Annotated in this window: 9 protein-coding genes; 2 read left to right on the top strand and 7 right to left on the bottom strand. The window is 74.7% G+C overall.

Translation table 11 applies throughout. The features are described from left to right. Nucleotides 1–20: 20 nt before the first annotated feature. A complete protein-coding gene (locus SVTN_RS25095; protein WP_041131130.1) occupies nt 21–3,455 on the bottom strand; it encodes an ATP-dependent helicase in 3,435 nt (1,144 codons plus the stop codon). Between the two features lie 176 nt (nt 3,456–3,631). Then, on the bottom strand, nt 3,632–4,084 hold the full coding sequence (locus tag SVTN_RS25090) for an MGMT family protein (RefSeq protein ID WP_078908489.1): 453 nt from the start codon (nt 4,082–4,084) through the stop codon (nt 3,632–3,634). Nucleotides 4,085–4,240: 156 nt separating this feature from the next. Between SVTN_RS25090 and SVTN_RS25085 the strand changes: the two genes are divergently transcribed. Together SVTN_RS25085 and SVTN_RS25080 are read left to right on the top strand one after the other, a co-directional pair. Beyond that, nucleotides 4,241–6,883, top strand: coding sequence for a lysylphosphatidylglycerol synthase transmembrane domain-containing protein (locus SVTN_RS25085; protein WP_041131128.1), 2,643 nt, complete (start codon nt 4,241–4,243; stop codon nt 6,881–6,883). Nucleotides 6,884–6,956: 73 nt separating this feature from the next. Continuing rightward, nucleotides 6,957–8,534, top strand: coding sequence for an alpha/beta hydrolase (locus tag SVTN_RS25080; protein ID WP_041131127.1), 1,578 nt, complete (start codon nt 6,957–6,959; stop codon nt 8,532–8,534). Between the two features lie 96 nt (nt 8,535–8,630). On the opposite strand, the gene moeZ is transcribed toward SVTN_RS25080, so the two are convergent. The 5 genes from moeZ to SVTN_RS25055 all read right to left on the bottom strand — a co-directional run bounded on the left by moeZ (nt 8,631) and on the right by SVTN_RS25055 (nt 15,137). Then, on the bottom strand, nt 8,631–9,809 hold the full coding sequence (gene moeZ, locus SVTN_RS25075; protein WP_041131126.1) for an adenylyltransferase/sulfurtransferase MoeZ: 1,179 nt from the start codon (nt 9,807–9,809) through the stop codon (nt 8,631–8,633). Nucleotides 9,810–9,872: 63 nt separating this feature from the next. Beyond that, nucleotides 9,873–10,619: a spherulation-specific family 4 protein gene (locus tag SVTN_RS25070; protein WP_041131125.1), complete on the bottom strand. Its 747-nt coding sequence runs from the start codon at nt 10,617–10,619 to the stop codon at nt 9,873–9,875. Continuing rightward, a complete protein-coding gene (locus SVTN_RS25065) occupies nt 10,607–11,578 on the bottom strand; it encodes an NAD-dependent epimerase/dehydratase family protein (RefSeq protein ID WP_041131124.1) in 972 nt (323 codons plus the stop codon). The genes SVTN_RS25070 and SVTN_RS25065 overlap by 13 nt, the downstream gene beginning before the upstream one ends. Nucleotides 11,579–11,707: 129 nt before the next feature. Beyond that, the gene (locus tag SVTN_RS25060; protein ID WP_425429054.1) at nt 11,708–12,820 is read right to left on the bottom strand and encodes a hypothetical protein; all 1,113 of its coding nucleotides are present in this window, start codon (nt 12,818–12,820) and stop codon (nt 11,708–11,710) included. A 625-nt stretch (nt 12,821–13,445) separates the two neighbouring features. Then, nucleotides 13,446–15,137, bottom strand: a complete 1,692-nt coding sequence (locus SVTN_RS25055; RefSeq protein WP_041131123.1) for a glycosyltransferase — start codon at nt 15,135–15,137, stop codon at nt 13,446–13,448. Nucleotides 15,138–15,314: the final 177 nt, after the last annotated feature.

Genomic DNA, 15,314 nt, shown 5'->3' with positions numbered 1-15,314 from the left:
CACCCGGCACCGGGAGGGTGTCAGTCGACGACCTGGCGGCCCTCCGGCTGGGCGCTGCACGAGGCCCGGAAGGCGCAGGTCGTGCAGTGCTGGCCGGTGCTCGGGGTGAACCGCTCGTCGAGGACCCGGCCCGCCGCGTTGGCGAGCAGCTCGCCGACCCACTCCCCGGTCAGCGGCTCCTGCGCCTGGACCTTCGGCAGGGCGTCGCCGCCCTCCTTCTTCGGGGCGGCCTGCCTCAGCTGTACGAGCTCGGCGCCGCCGGGCTCCGGGCGGTCGCCGCCGAAGACCTCGTCGAGGGCGCCCTCCCGCACCGCGAGCTGGTAGACGGCGAGCTGCGGGTGGTGGGCGACCTCGTCCTTGGTGGGGGCGGACTTGCCGGTCTTGAAGTCGACGACGTACGCGCGCCCGTGCTCGTCGGTCTCGACCCGGTCCATGGAGCCCCGGATGCGGACCTCGTACTCCCCCGCCTCCAGGGTCACGTCGAAGCCGTGCTCGGAGGCGGCGGGGGTGCGGCCGCCGCGGTCCATGACGTGCCAGCTCAGGAAGCGTTCGAGGGCCACGCGCGCGTGCTGCTTCTCCTGCGCCGACTTCCAGGGCGCGTCGAAGGCGAGGGCGTCCCAGACGGAGTCGAGCCGGGCCATGAGGACGTCGAGGTCGGCCGGGGTGCGCCCGGAGGCGACCTCGTCGGCGAGGACGTGGACGACGTTCCCGAAGCCCTGGGCGGCGGTGGCGGGGGCCGCCGCCTTGACCTCGCGGCCCAGGAACCACTGGAGGGAGCAGGTGGAGACCAGGTTCTCCAGCGCGCTCGGCGACAGCGCCACCGGCCGGTCGCGCTCGCGCAGCGGCGCCGGGCTGCGCGTCGGCTCGAACAGGCCCCACCAGCGGTCCGGGTGCGCGGCCGGGACCAGCGGCTGGCCCTCGTCGTCGGTGAGCGCGGCCAGCCGGGCGAGCCGGTCGGCGGCCGCCTCCCGGAGCTCGGGCGAGGCCTCCGGGTCGACGGTGGTGGCGCGGAGCTCGGCGACGAGCGCGGAGACCGCGAGCGGGCGGCGGGGGCGGCCGGGAACGTCCTTCGGCTCGACGCCGAGCTCGGTGAGGAACCGGGACGGCTGGTCCCCGTCCTCGGCGGCGGCCTTCACGGCGGTGACGACGAGCCGGTCACGCGCGCGCGTGGCGGCGACGTAGAAGAGCCTCCGCTCCTCGGCGAGGAGGGCGCCGGGGGTGAGGGGTTCGGCGAGGCCGTCGCGGCCGATGCGGTCGGCTTCGAGGAGGGAGCCCCGCCTGCGCAGGTCCGGCCAGAGGCCCTCCTGCATGCCGGCGACGACGACGAAGCTCCACTCCAGGCCCTTGGAGCGGTGGGCGGTCATCAGGCGGACGGCGTCCGGGCGGGTGTGCCGGCGGGTGAGGGTGTCGGCGGCGATGTCCTGGGCGTCGAGCTCCTCCAGGAAGTTGAGGACGCCCCGGCCGCCGACGCGCTCCTCGGCGCGGGCGGCGGTCTCGAACAGGGCGCAGACGGCGTCGAGGTCACGGTCGGCGTTGCGCCCGGCGGGACCGCCGCGCAGGGCGGCGCGCTCCAGGCGGCCGGGCCAGGGGGTGCCGCTCCAGAGGACCCAGAGGGCCTCTTCGGCGGTGCCGCCGTTCTTCAGGAGGGTGCGGGTCTCCTGGAGGAGCAGGCCCAGGCGCTGGGCGCCGCGGGCGTAGGCGGGGTCGTGGGCGGCGAGGCGCTCCGGCTGCGCCAGTGCTTGGGCGAGCAGGACGTCCGAAGGTGGCGGGACCTTGTTCCCGCCGGCCCTCTCCTCGTCCCGTAGGGCGCGGCCCAGGCGCCGGAGGTCGGCGGGGTCCACGCCGGCGAGAGGCGATGCGAGCAGTTCGAGGGCCGTCTCGACGGGCAGCCAGACCGCTTCGGTGCCGTCCTGCGCGGGCGCGTCGTCCTGGTGCTCGGGGTCCAGGGCGGGTGCGGCGCCGTCGTCGGTTGTGCCCACCCGTTCCGCCCCTGCGGAACGCCTGCCCACAACCGGGTCCGACTCAGCGGAACGCCTGCCCACAACCGGGTCCGTCCCGGCGGAAGCCGTGCCCACGGCGCCCGCCACTGCCCTCAGCGCGAGCAGCAGTGGTGTCACCGCCGGTTCGTGGCGGAGTGGGGTGTCCGCCGCGTCCGTTTCCACCGGGACTCCCGCCGAGGTGAGGGCGCGGCGGAGGGACGGGAGGGAGGCGGCGGCGCGGGTGAGGACGGCCATGTCCTGCCAGGGCACGCCGTCCTCCAGGTGCGCGCGGCGCAGCAGGTCGGCGATGTTCTCGGCCTCCGCCGAGGCCGTGGGGTACGTGTACGCCTCCGCCCGGCCCCCCTCCCGGGTGGGGGCGAGCTCGCGGTGGGCGCGGACCTTGTCGGCGGGGAGCCGGGGCATCGGCATCCGCTGGGCGAGCAGCCGGGTCGCCCCGAGGAGCTCCGCGCCCGAGCGGCGGGAGGTGCGCAGGACCCGGACGGTCGCGCCGCCGAAGGTGGACGGGAAGTCGAGGATGCCGTTCACGTCGGCGCCGCGGAAGGCGTAGATGGACTGGTCCGGGTCGCCGAAGGCGACGACCGTGCTGCGGCCGCCGCCCGCGAGCGCGTGCAGCAGCCGGACCTGTGCCGGGTCGGTGTCCTGGTACTCGTCGACGTAGATCGCGTCGTACGCGGGCACGCGCGCGTCCCGGGCGAGCGGTACGGCCCGGTGGACGAGCTCCGCGTAGTCGAGGACGCCCTGGAGGTCGAGGACGTCGAGGTACTCGGCGAGGAACCCGGCCGCCGCCTTCCAGTCCGGGCGGCCGACCCGGTCCGCGAAGCGGGCCAGCGCGTCCGGCCCGAGGCCCAGTTCGCGGGAGCGCGCGAGGACGGCCCGTACCTCGTCGGCGAAGCCCCGGGTGGTGAGGCAGGCGCGGAGTTCGTCGGGCCAGCGGACCCCTCCGAGGCCCGCCTTCTCCAGGTCGATCTGGCCGGCGAGCAGTTCGCGGACGGCGAGGTCCTGCTCGGGTCCGGAGAGCAGCCGCAGCGGTTCGGCGAAGAGTTCGGCGTCCTGGTGGGCGCGGATCAGGGCGTAGCAGTACGAGTGGAAGGTCGTCGCCTGTGGCGGGCGGCGGCCGCCGAGCCGGCCGGCCATGCGGTCGCGGAGTTCGACGGCGGCCTTGCGGCTGAAGGTGAGGACGAGGAGGCGTTCGGGGTCGGCGCCGTTCTCCATGCGGGTGGCGACGGCCTCGACGAGGGTGGTCGTCTTGCCGGTGCCGGGTCCGGCGAGGACGAGGAGAGGTCCGTCGGTGTGCTCAACCACTTCCCGCTGGACTGCGTCCAGCTGAGGGGGATCCAGCGGGGCCGGCGTGGTGCGCACCAGTCGGTACGCGCCCGGGGTCCGCTGCCGGCCCGGACCCGGGTACGGCTGTCCCTGGTGCGGCGGCGTACGCCGGGTGGTGGAGGAGGAGCTCACGTGGTTCGCCGGTCCTGGTGGGTGTGGTGGTGCGGGTGAGGCGACCGTGTGCCGTGGCCGCCGCCTCGGGGGAAGCGAACGACGACGTTACGCGAAGCGGCCCGCCGGCGAGCCCCACTCCGTACCGCTTCCACCCCCTCGGGCCCGTCCTTGCCGGGCCGACCGGGGCGGCTCCCTCAGATGTGAGTTCCGGCACCCCCGCCGGCGCCGCCGGCACCCCCGTCGGCACCGTCGGCACCGCCGTCCCAGCGGGCCCGCCGCATGTCGATCCTCGGCACGTGCCCCTCGGCCGCCGGGCCCGCCGCGCGCAGCGGGGTGCCCTCCTCGCGGTAGTGGGCGAGGGCCCGCAGCTCGTGGCCCGGCAGCAGCGTGCCGTCGGCGCGGACCACCCGCCACCAGGGCGCCGAACCGCCGTACAGGGACATGACGCGGCCGACTTGGCGGGGTCCGCCCTCGCCCAGCCACTCGGCCACGTCGCCGTAGGTCATCACGCGGCCGGGAGGGATCGCGTCGGCGACGTCGAGCACCCTCTCCGCGTACTCGGGCAGTTCTCCGGTCGTCCCGAAGGTCCCCCCGCCCGTCCCCCCGTCGGTCTCCCCCATGGGCTCCTCCATGCTCATCCGCCCCATCCTGCCTCACCGCACCGACATGGCCCTGATGCCTCCGCGCGGCAGCTCTTCGTGCCACCATCGTCCGGGCGGTGACTGGTGATACGAGATCAAGAGCGACACGTACAAGAACAAGAACGAGCACAAGAACGACAAGACGCGCATGCAGAGACGGACATGGTGATGGGGCAGGACACGCAGCCTCCCGAGGGGGCGCAGCCCGACGTGCCCGAGCGGGTCTCCGGCGACGAGCCGCTGCTCGCCGCCCGCGTCCACCGGCCCTCCGACCTGATGCGGCTGCTCGTCGGCGTGCTCGCCATCGGGCTCGTCATCGCCGTCGCCGCGTTCGCCCACGCCACGACCTCGGGTCTCGAACAGGACATCAACAAGGGCGCGACCGGCACCCCGGACGTCTTCGTCAAGATCGCCGGTCTCGTCTCGTCCATCGCCGTCCTGCTCGTACCGGTCGCCTTCGCCATCGAGCGGCTGATCAAACGCGACGGGCTGCGGATCGCGGACGGCGTCCTCGCCGCCGTCCTGGCGCACGGCGTCACCCTCGCCACCGACCTCTGGGTCGCCCAGGCCGCGCCCGGCACGATCCAGGACGCGCTGACCCAGCCGCAGTCCGGGGGCGGGCTCACGGACCCGGTGCACAACTACCTCGCGCCGGTGATCGCGTACATGACCGCCGTCGGCATGGCCCGCAGACCCCGCTGGCGGGTGTCGCTCTGGGTGGTGCTGCTGCTCGACGCGTTCACGATGCTGGTGGCCGGCTACACCACCGCCCTCTCGATCATCCTGACCGTACTGATCGGCTGGACCGTCGCGTACGGCACGTTGTACGCCGTCGGCTCGCCGAACGTCCGGCCCACCGGACAGACCCTCCTCGCCGGCCTGCGCCGGGTCGGCTTCCGGCCGGTGACCGCGCTGCGCGCCGAGGGCGTGCCCGACTCGGCGGACAGCGCCGACCGGGGCCGCCGGTACATCGTGACCCTGGAGGACGGGCCGCCGCTCGACGTCACCGTCGTCGACCGCGAGCAGCAGGCGCACGGCTTCTTCTACCGCGCGTGGCGGCGGATCACCCTGCGGACGATCACCACCCGCCGCTCCATCGTCTCGCTGCGCCAGGCCCTGGAGCAGGAGGCGCTCCTCGCGTACGCGGCGATCGCCGCCGGGGCGAACGCGCCGAAGCTGATCGCCACCTCGGAGCTCGGTCCCGACGCCGTGATGCTCGTGTACGAGCACATCGGCGGCCGGAGCCTGGACTCGCTCGACGACTCCGAGATCACCGACGAGCTGGTCCACAGCGCCTGGCGGCAGGTCCGGGCGCTGCAGTCGCGCCGGATCGCCCACCGCCGGCTCACGGGGGACGCGATCCTGGTGGATCGTTCCGGCAGGGTGATCCTCACCGATCTGCGGGGCGGCGAGATCGCGGCCGGCGACCTGGTCCTGCGGATGGACATCGCCCAGCTGCTCACCACCCTCGGTCTGCGGGTCGGGGCGGAGCGGGCGGTCGCCGCGGCCGTCGAGGTGCTCGGCCCGGACAGCGTCGCCGACTGTCTGCCGCTGCTCCAGCCGATCGCGCTGAGCCGCTCCACGCGCGCGACGCTGCGGAAACTGGCACGGGAACGGTCCGCGCGGGAGCGCGAGGCCGTGCTCGCGGCCTCGGAGGCGGCCAAGCACGAGCGGGAGCTCGCCAAGGCCGAGGCGGCGGCCGACAAGAAGGCCGTACGGGTGGAGACGAAGGCCGAGAAGAAGGCGGACAAGAAGGCCGAGAAGCGGGCCCTGGACACCGCCCTCGACGAGGCCCGCGAGGAGGACCTGCTCGCGCAGATCCGGCAGCAGGTGCTGCTGATCCGCCCGCAGGCCCCGGTGGAACCGGTTCGCCTGGAGCGGATCAAGCCGCGGACCCTGGTCAGCCTGATCGCGGGCGCGGTCGCCGCGTACTTCCTGCTCTCGCAGATCGCCCGTACGCCGCTGTCGACGATCAGCGAGGCGGACTGGCGGTGGGTGGCGGCCGCGGTGCTGTTCTCGGCGCTCAGCTATGTGGCGGCGGCGATGAGCCTGCTCGGCTTCGTGCCCGAGCGGGTCGGGTTCTGGCGGACGGTGGTGGCGCAGGTCGCCGGCTCGTTCGTGAAGATCGTCGCCCCGGCGGCGGTCGGCGGTGTCGCCCTGAACACCCGCTTCCTCCAGCGCGCGGGCGTGCGCCCGGGGCTCGCGGTCGCGAGCGTCGGCGCCTCGCAGCTCTTCGGCCTCGGGGCGCACATCCTGCTCCTGCTGTCCTTCGGCTATCTGACGGGCACGGAGAAGTCGCAGTCCTTCACCCCGTCCAGGACGGTCATCGCCGGACTCCTGACGGTCGCGGTGCTCGTCCTGGTGGTGACGGCGATCCCGTTCATGCGCAAGTTCGTGTCGACGCGGCTGCGCTCGCTGTTCGCCGGTGTGGTGCCGCGCATGCTGGACGTGCTCCAGCGGCCCATGAAGCTGGCGACGGGCATCGGCGGGATGCTGCTCCTCACCGGCGTGTTCGTGCTCTGCCTCGACGCCTCCATCCGGGCCTTCGGGCACGGCGGCCAGACGCTCAGCTACGCGAGCGTGGCCGTCGTCTTCCTCGCGGGCAACGCGCTCGGTTCGGCGGCGCCGACGCCGGGCGGTGTCGGCGCGGTCGAGGGCGCGCTCACCTTCGGTCTGGTGGCGGTGGGCCTGCCGCTGGAGGTCGCGACCCCGGCGGTGCTCCTGTACCGCCTGCTCACGCTGTGGATCCCGGTGCTGCCGGGGTGGCTCTGCTTCAACTGGCTGACCAAGCGGGAAGCCCTGTAGGACGCCACCGGTACGCCACCCGCTTGGCCCCCCGTCCCGCGCGGGGCCGGGGGCGGCGGCCCACGATGGGCCTATGCCGATCTCCGCCGCCGCCCAGCGCGCCGCTCTGCTGACCGCCACCGCCGTGCTGCTCGCCGCCGGATGCTCGGACGGGGGAGACAGTACGGCGGCCCCGGTGAAGCCGACCGGCACGGGCGGGCTCTCGGCGCTGACGGCGCAGAAGCTGTCCTGGGCACCGTGCCCGGCGCCGTCCGCCGCCGAGGGTGGCGGGGCCCCGCCCTCCCCGCTGCCCGGGGGCACCGCCTGGGAGTGCTCCTTCCTCCAGGCGCCGCTGGACTGGTCGGTGCCGGAGGGCGAGACCATCGAGCTGGCCCTCATCCGTGCCAAGGCCCGTGACAGCGCGAAGCGGATCGGTTCGCTCGTCTTCAACTTCGGCGGGCCCGGCGGCTCCGGCATCACCGGCCTGCCCGGCTTCGCCTCCGACTACGAGAGCCTGCGCACCCGCTACGACCTGGTCTCCTTCGACCCGCGCGGGGTCGGCCGCAGCGACCCCGTCGAGTGCGCCACCGACAAGGAGCTCGACGCCTACTACGCCCTGGACTTCATGCCCGACGACCCCGCCGAGGAGCGGACGCTGTCCGATGCTCAGAAGCGGTACGCGCAGGGCTGCGAGCGCGACGCGGGCGCGGCCCTGCCGCACGTCGGCACCGAGAACGCGGCCCGGGACCTGGACCTGATGCGCCAGGTCCTCGGCGACGAGAAGCTGCACTACTTCGGCATCTCGTACGGCACGGAACTCGGCGGCGTCTACGCCCACATGTTCCCGAAGAACGTGGGCCGGGCCGTCTTCGACGCGGTCGTCGACCCGGACGCGGGCGTCGAGGACGGCGCCCTCGGCCAGGCGAGGGGCTTCCAGCTCGCGCTGGACAACTTCGCCCGGGACTGTGTGGACCGCGGCGACGAGTGCACCCTGCCCGGCAGCACCGTCGCCGAGATCGAGGCGGGGATCACCAACCTCCTCGCGGCCCTCGACAAGGAGCCTATCGCCGGCGTCGGCGACCGGAAACTCACCCAGACGCAGGCCACCAACGGCATCGCGCAGGCCCTGTACTCGAAGAAGTTCTGGCCGTATCTGGAGCAGGGGCTCGACGCGGCCGACGGCGGCGACGGGGCGCTGCTCCTCACCCTGTCCGACTCGATGAACGGGCGCGGCGAGAACGGCTCGTACAGCAACATCCAGGCGGCGAACGCGGCGATCAACTGCGTGGACTTCAAGGAGCGCTACACCCTGGGGCAGGCGAAGGAGCGGCTCGGCCGGTTCCGCGAGGCCTCCCCCGTCTTCGGCGACTACATGGGCTGGGCGCTCGCGAGCTGCTCGCAGTGGCCGGTGCCCGGGCTCTGGGAGCACCCGGACGTCTCGGCGCCCGGCTCGGCGCCGATCCTCGTCGTCGGCAACACCGGCGACCCGGCGACGCCGTACGAGGGCGCCCGGTCGATGGTGGACGCGCTCGGCAAGGGCGTCGGCGTGGAGGTCACGTACGAGGGCGAGGGCCACGGCGCCTACAACAGCGGCAGCGCGTGCGTGAAGAAGACGGTGGACGAGTACCTCCTGGCGGGCAAGGTCCCTGCCTCGGCCACGGTCTGCAAGTAGCCCGCCGTACGCAAAGGGGAAGGCCGCCGTACGCAAAGGGAAAGGCCCCGGACCTGAGGTCCGGGGCCTTCCGCACACCGTATGAGCGGACCGGCCTCAGTAGATCGGCTTCTCGGGCTCGATCTGGTTAACCCAGCCGATCACGCCGCCGCCGACGTGGACCGCGTCCGCGAAGCCCGCGGACTTGAGCACCGCGAGGACTTCCGCACTGCGGACACCCGTCTTGCAGTGCAGGACGATCCGCTTGTCCTGCGGGAGGTCCTGGAGGGCGTTGCCCATCAGGAACTCGTTCTTCGGGATCAGACGCGCGCCCGGGATCGAGACGATCTCGTACTCGTTGACCTCGCGGACGTCGATGATGTCGATGTTCTCGCCGTCGTCGATCCACTCCTTGAGCTGCTTGGGAGTGATCGTCGAGCCGAGCGCCGCCTCCTGGGCCTCCTCGGACACGACGCCGCAGAAGGCCTCGTAGTCGATGAGCTCGGTGACGGTCGGGTTCTCGCCGCAGACGGCGCAGTTGGGGTCCTTGCGGACCTTGACCTGGCGGTACTGCATCTCCAGGGCGTCGTAGATCATCAGGCGGCCGACCAACGGGTCGCCCACGCCGGCCAGGACCTTGATGGCCTCGGTGACCTGGATGGAGCCGATGGACGCGCAGAGCACGCCCAGGACGCCGCCCTCGGCGCAGGAGGGGACCATGCCCGGCGGCGGGGGCTCCGGGTAGAGGCAGCGGTAGCAGGGGCCGTACTCGGACCAGAACACCGAGGCCTGACCGTCGAAGCGGTAGATCGAACCCCAGACGTACGGCTTGTTGAGCAGCACGCAGGCGTCGTTCACCAGGTAACGGGTGGCGAAGTTGTCGGTGCCGTCGACGATCAGGTCGTACTGGCTGAAGATGTCCATCACGTTGTCGGCCTCGAGCCGCTCCTCGTGAAGGATCACGTTCACGTACGGGTTGATGCCGAGGACCGAGTCCTTCGCGGACTCCGCCTTGGAGCGGCCGATGTCGGCCTGGCTGTGGATGATCTGGCGCTGGAGGTTCGACTCGTCGACCTCGTCGAACTCCACGATGCCGAGCGTGCCCACGCCGGCGGCGGCCAGGTACATCAGGGCCGGGGAACCGAGGCCGCCGGCGCCCACACACAGCACCTTGGCGTTCTTCAGCCGCTTCTGCCCGTCCATCCCGACGTCCGGGATGATCAGGTGGCGGGAGTACCTGCGGACCTCGTCTACGGTGAGCTCGGCAGCCGGCTCGACCAGGGGTGGCAGCGACACGGGGACTCCGGTGGTCGGTATGTCAGTACGGTTGTTCTCCCCGTAACACTGCCACGCCCCTTCTCATTCCGAGACACCCGGTCCAATCCGCGAGACGATTTCGTCCCAGTAGCCGGGCAGGGTATGGAATTGGTCGCTTTGTCCCGGACGGCCGACGCGGTCGGTGAAGAAGATCGTCCCCGCCCCCTGCCAGCGCGCGATCCGCAGGGCCTCGTCGAGGTGGGTGCGCGGGACGCCGTGGACGAGGTGGACGAACTTGGCCTCCGTGTACTCGGCGGTCCACTCCGCCACCTGCGACCAGCGGTAGTCCACCCAGGAGCCGGCGAAGGTCACCAGCTGGTCGGCGGTCTCGGCGTACCCCGGGTGGGGGTGGGTGCCGTGGCCGAGGACGAGGTGGGCCTCGCCGCCGAGCACGGCCTCCAGGGTGGCGGTGAGCCGCCGCGTCCCGGCCAGGTCCGCCCGGTCGGCGGGGGCCCGGTCCAGGTAGAAACCGCCGACCTTGTACCAGTCGAGGAAGCGGTGGGCGTCCGAGACGAGCTCCCCGAAGGGCCGGGAACCGTACGCCAGGTCCAGGTGCCCGAGCACCTTGACCCCGGCGTTGCGTAGCCTCCCCGCCGCCTCCAGACAGTGCGGGTCCGGACGGGTCCCCGGGCCCTCCGCCACATTGAGCACCGCCCAGTGCAGCGGGGTGCCGGGGCGGGTGAGCTCGCCCCACTCGACGGGGGCGAGCAGCGGATGGGCGTAGCCGGGGACGCCGAAGCCGAGCGCCTGGACGGCCCCGGTGGCCGTGGTCGTCGTCAGATGCGACACGCCGCCTCCATCCAGATGTCGGCGAGGGACTCCTCCAGGTTGATCCGGGGCCGCCAGCCGAGCCGGTCGCGGGCGGTGCGGACGTCGGCCTGCTGCCAGGGTCCGCAGCCGTCGGGGTACGGGTACGGGGCGGAGGCCAGCTGCTCGGCGATGGTCCCCTCGGTGCGGGGGGCGCCGATCATCGGGCGCTGCGGGATGCCGTGCGGGGCGTCCAGCTCGTGCAGGTTGCCGGCGTAGCCCGCGACCCGGGCGAGGACGGCGGCGGCGTCCCGGAGCCGGACGGCCCGGCCGGTGCCGATGTTGACGACGCCCTGGGCGGCGGAGAGGGAGGCGGCGTGGACGGCCCGCGCCACGTCCCGTACGTCGACGAAGTCCCGCTGCACGCCGAGGCCGCTGAGCTTGAGCTCGCCGTCCCCGGCCTGCATCGCGCGGCGCATCGCCTCGGCGAGGCGGCCGAGCGGGGAGCCGGCGGGCGTGCCGGGCCCGACCGGGGAGAAGACCCGCAGGACGACGGCGTCGAGCCCGGAGCCGAGGACGAGTTCGGTCGCGGCGAGCTTGGACACGCCGTACGGGCCGCCGGGGCGCGGGATCGCGTCCTCGGCCGTGGAGGAGCCGGGCTGGCTCGGCCCGTACTCGGAGGCGCAGCCGACCTGGACGAGCCGGGCCCCGCAGCCGCTGCGGCGCAGGGCCTCGCAGACGGTGGCGACGGCGACGGTGTTGTGCCGGGTCAGGTCGCGGGCGCCGCCGCGGGTGGCTCCGGCGCAGTTGACGACGACCCCGGGGTGGACGGCGTCCAGGAAGCGGGTGAGCGCGCCGGGGCTGCCGGAGGCGAGGTCGAAGCGCACGTCGGCGTCGTCGCCCCGGCCGAGCGCGGTGAGGTGGACGGCCGGGTCGGCGAGCAGCCGGTCGGCGACGAAGCGTCCGATGAAGCCGTTGGCTCCGAGCAGTAGCACCCTCATCGTGCGGCCCCTGTGTGCCGACCGGCCGGTCCTTGGGTTCGAGGGGTCATGGTCTTCGGTCTCCTTGCGGGTGATGAGAGAGGTGACGGGGCACGCCCGCGGCGTCGGCTCCGCGGGTGAGCAGGGGGTTCACGGGGCGGCGTGGGCCGATGCCCGGGTGAGGGCGGCGGTCGCGTGGGCCAGCAGGCCGAGCGCGGCGGCGCCGCAGACGAGGGTGGGTACGGCCCCGGGGCCCCAGGCCTCGACGAGGGCGCGCACCGGGGTGGCGAGCGCGTCGAAGCCGGGGACGGGGACGCGGGCGGCGAGGACGCTCGCGGGGGCGAGGGCCTCGGCGGCGCAGGCGGCGGCGAGGGCGGCGGCGGCCGTCTCGGGGTGGCCGTGGACGGTGAGGAGCCGGGCGAGCAGCAGGAGCGCGCCGAGGGCGAGGGCGCCGGGGCTGAACCCGGTGAGGGCGAGCAGGGCGGTGAGGGCGAGGAGTTGGAGGGTCACGGTGCCGAGGAGCAGCGGCCGGGTGGCGGCGGCGAAGTCGGCGAGGCCGCGGCTGTCGGCGATCCGGCGGCGGGCCCGGCGGGCGAAGAGGTGGGCGCCCCAGGCGGCGGGGGCGACGGCGAGGGCGAGGCCCAGGAGGGGGGCGGGGGTGAGCTCCCAGGGCCCGTCGGGGCCGCCGCCGAGGACCTCCTCCAGGAGTCCGTCGCCGCCGACCGCGTACGCCAGGAGCCAGAGGGTCCAGAGCCGGGCGGCGGGGACGGTCCCCCCGTCGGGGGCGCGGAAGGGTCCCCGGCGGACGGCGAGGAACAGTGCCCCGCCGAGGGCGAGGGCCCCGGCGGCCCCGACGGCGAGCCGTACGGGCCCGTAGCTGAAGGTGAGCCCGAGGCCCGCGAGCCCGGCGACCCCGCCGGGGGCGAGCGCGGCGAGCGCCCAGGGCGCGCGGGCCGGCTCGGGTTCCGCGACGGGCGCGGGCTTCTCCTGGCCGCGCGGCACGCGCGCGTACAGCTCCTCGGCGAGCGAGAACACGTCCCGGTGGCGGAACCGCGCGGCGGTCCGGTCGGTGAATCCCTGCGCTTCGAGGCCCGCGGCGATCTCCAACGGGTCGACGGCCCGCTCGCAGAGCTCGCGGTGCCGGTGCAGGAGCACCTTCACGGGGTCGGCGTTCCCGCGGCGGGGGCGCGCGGCCGCAGGCGCGGGGCCGGGCGCCGGGGCCGCGGGGGCTCGTCCCTCCGGGCGCGCGGCGGCCTCCGGCACCCCCGCCGGGACTGCGGGGCGGTCGGCGGGCAGGCCCACGGGCCGCCGGTCGGGGCCGGGCTCCGGGAGCACTGCCGCAGTCGCTTCCGACGCGCCGTACGCGCCTGGCCCTGCCGGTGCCGGCGTGTGCGGGGTGCCGCCCGTGGCGGGCCGACTGTGGACTCCGTCCGCCGGGTCCGGGTCCGGCACCGGGCCGGGGGCGGCCTTCCCGGCCGGGCCCGCCGCCGGGTGCGGCTCTGCCGGGCCCGGGCCCGCTTCCCCGGCCGGAATCGACCGGGGCGCAACGCGGTCCGCGTCCGGTGCCGGGCTCGGGACCGCCGGGCCCGCCGGGTCCGGTGCTTGGCGCGGGTCCGACGCGTCCGCGTGCTCCGGCGTCGAGTGCGGGGCCGTCGGGTCCGGGGTCGGATGCGGGGGCCAGGCCGTGCCCGGGCAGGGGAGCGTGGCCTCCCCCGGGGCCGGGGCTATCCCGGAGGGCGCGGCGTCGACGGTGTCCTCGGTGGCGGGCGCGCGCAGGTCGAGCGTGCCGGCCGCCGTCAGGGCGGGGGTGCCGAGGAGGGCTTCGGAGCGGGCGTCCCAGGCTCCGGGGCTCGTCGGGGCGGCGGAGCCGCGCATGGGGGTGCCTCCTTCAGGCATCGGGGGCTCCTGTCCCCGCGGTCACGGCCTTGTGCGCCCAGCTGCCCGGCACATGGGCCTCGGCGGGGTGGGCGAAGGGGACGCCGTCCCCGGGGCGGTGGCGCACCGGCGCGTGGGAGAGGAGTTCGAGGTAGATGCCGCGGAACGCGGCGAGGTTCTGGTCGACCGTGAAGAGTTCCAGCGCGCGGGCGCGGGCCGCGGCGCCGAGCCGGTGGCGGCGGTCGGGGTCGCGGAGCAGCGCGAGGCACGCGTCGGCGAGCGCCCGGGGGTTGCGCGGGGGGACGACGAGGCCGGTGCCGCCGATGATCTCGACGACGGCGCCGACGTCGGTGGAGACGGTGGCCCGTGCGCAGAACATCGCCTCGACGAGGCTGGCGGGGAAGCCCTCGACGAGGCTGGACATGACGACGAGCGCACCGGAGGCGTACGTGTCCTCCAGGGTGGGCGCCTCGGGGCCGCCGAGCTCCTCGAAGGTGACGGGGTTCTCGCCGACGGCGTGCGCCCCGGCGGCCTCGTCGGGGAAGAGCTGGGCGGCGACCCCCTTGCAGTACGTGAGGTAGGTGCAGGCGCCGGGTTCGCGGTCGGGCACGGCGACGATCCGCAGCCGGGCGTCGGGCTGCCGGGCCCGGATCTCGGCGAAGGCGTGGAGGAGGCCGATGAGGTCCTTGGCGGGTTCGACGCGGCCGACCCAGACGAGGGTGGCGGGGTCGCCGCTCTCCTCGTCCTCGCCGACCTCGGCGAAGCGCTCGGCGGCCATGCCGGGGTGGACGGTGCGGATGCGGGCCCGGTCGGCGCCGCACTTCTCCTGCCAGCGGCGGGCGTGGGCGTTGCCGGGGGTGAGGAGGGCGGCCTGCCGGTAGATCTCGCCGACGAGCCGGCCGTGGAGGGCGGCGAGCAGGGCGCGGAGGGGGGCGGAGCGGTCGGCGCCGGCCGCCGAGAGGTAGTGGGCGCGCAGCGGTACGCCGTACTCGGTGACGAGCAGCGGGGTGCCGAAGAAGCGTTTGGCCAACAGCCCGGGGAGGGCGGTGACGCCTCCGGCGGCGGCGTGGCAGAGGTCGGCGGCGCCGAGCGCGTCCTCCTCGTACCAGTCGAGGGAGAGGGGGCGCAGGGCCCGCTCCAGGTGCTCGGCGAAGGCGAGGTGGTCGGGGAGTCCGGCGGCGGCCGCGCCCCGGCGTGCGCCGGGCGCGCGGCAGGCGGACTCCAGGGCGCGGACGGCGTCGTCGGAGCGGAGTGCGCCGGGCAGTCCGCCGCGTTCGCGGGCGAGTTCGGCGAGGGCGTAGAGCCCTTCGGCGAAGGAGGTCGAGCCCTCCTCGGCACGGAGTCCGCCGGCGGAGGAGGTCGCGTCGTCCTCGGCGCAGAGTCCGGTGGCGAGCCGGTGGTAGGCCTCGGTGAAGCGGCGCCGCTCGTGGCGTCCGTAGGCCCGGCGGGAGGCGCGGTGCTCGGCGAGGCCCTTCGCGGCCGGGGCCGGGGCCGTGTCCGGGCCGCCGAGGTCGCCGCCGCGAGCGCCGCGAGTGGCGCGCGCGACGCGGGCGTTCGGCGGCAGGGGCAGCGGGGTGCCGGTCCCGCCGAGGGCGTAGAGGTCGAACTGGTGCTGTCCGAGCCCGCGTACGAGCCGCTCGCACCAGCGTCCGGACTCACCGGTGGCGTACGGGTAGCCACCCTCCGTGAGCAGTCCGATCCGCACGCGCGCACCCCCGATCTCCCTTGACGCCGGTCACCGTCGGCCCGGTGACTCACAGCGGGAAGAACGTAAGCGGAGACACCGGTGGTGCGACGGACGGTTGTCCGTCGCACCACCGGAAGGGGTGAATGCACGTAACTTTCCCACCCCGGTCGCGTTCTGTCGCGGTACGCGGCGGAA

It is taken from the genome of Streptomyces vietnamensis (genome assembly GCF_000830005.1).
Lineage (GTDB): Bacteria > Actinomycetota > Actinomycetes > Streptomycetales > Streptomycetaceae > Streptomyces > Streptomyces vietnamensis.
Note: the sequence above shows the minus strand (reverse complement) of the source record. Positions and strands in the feature narration are given on the sequence as shown.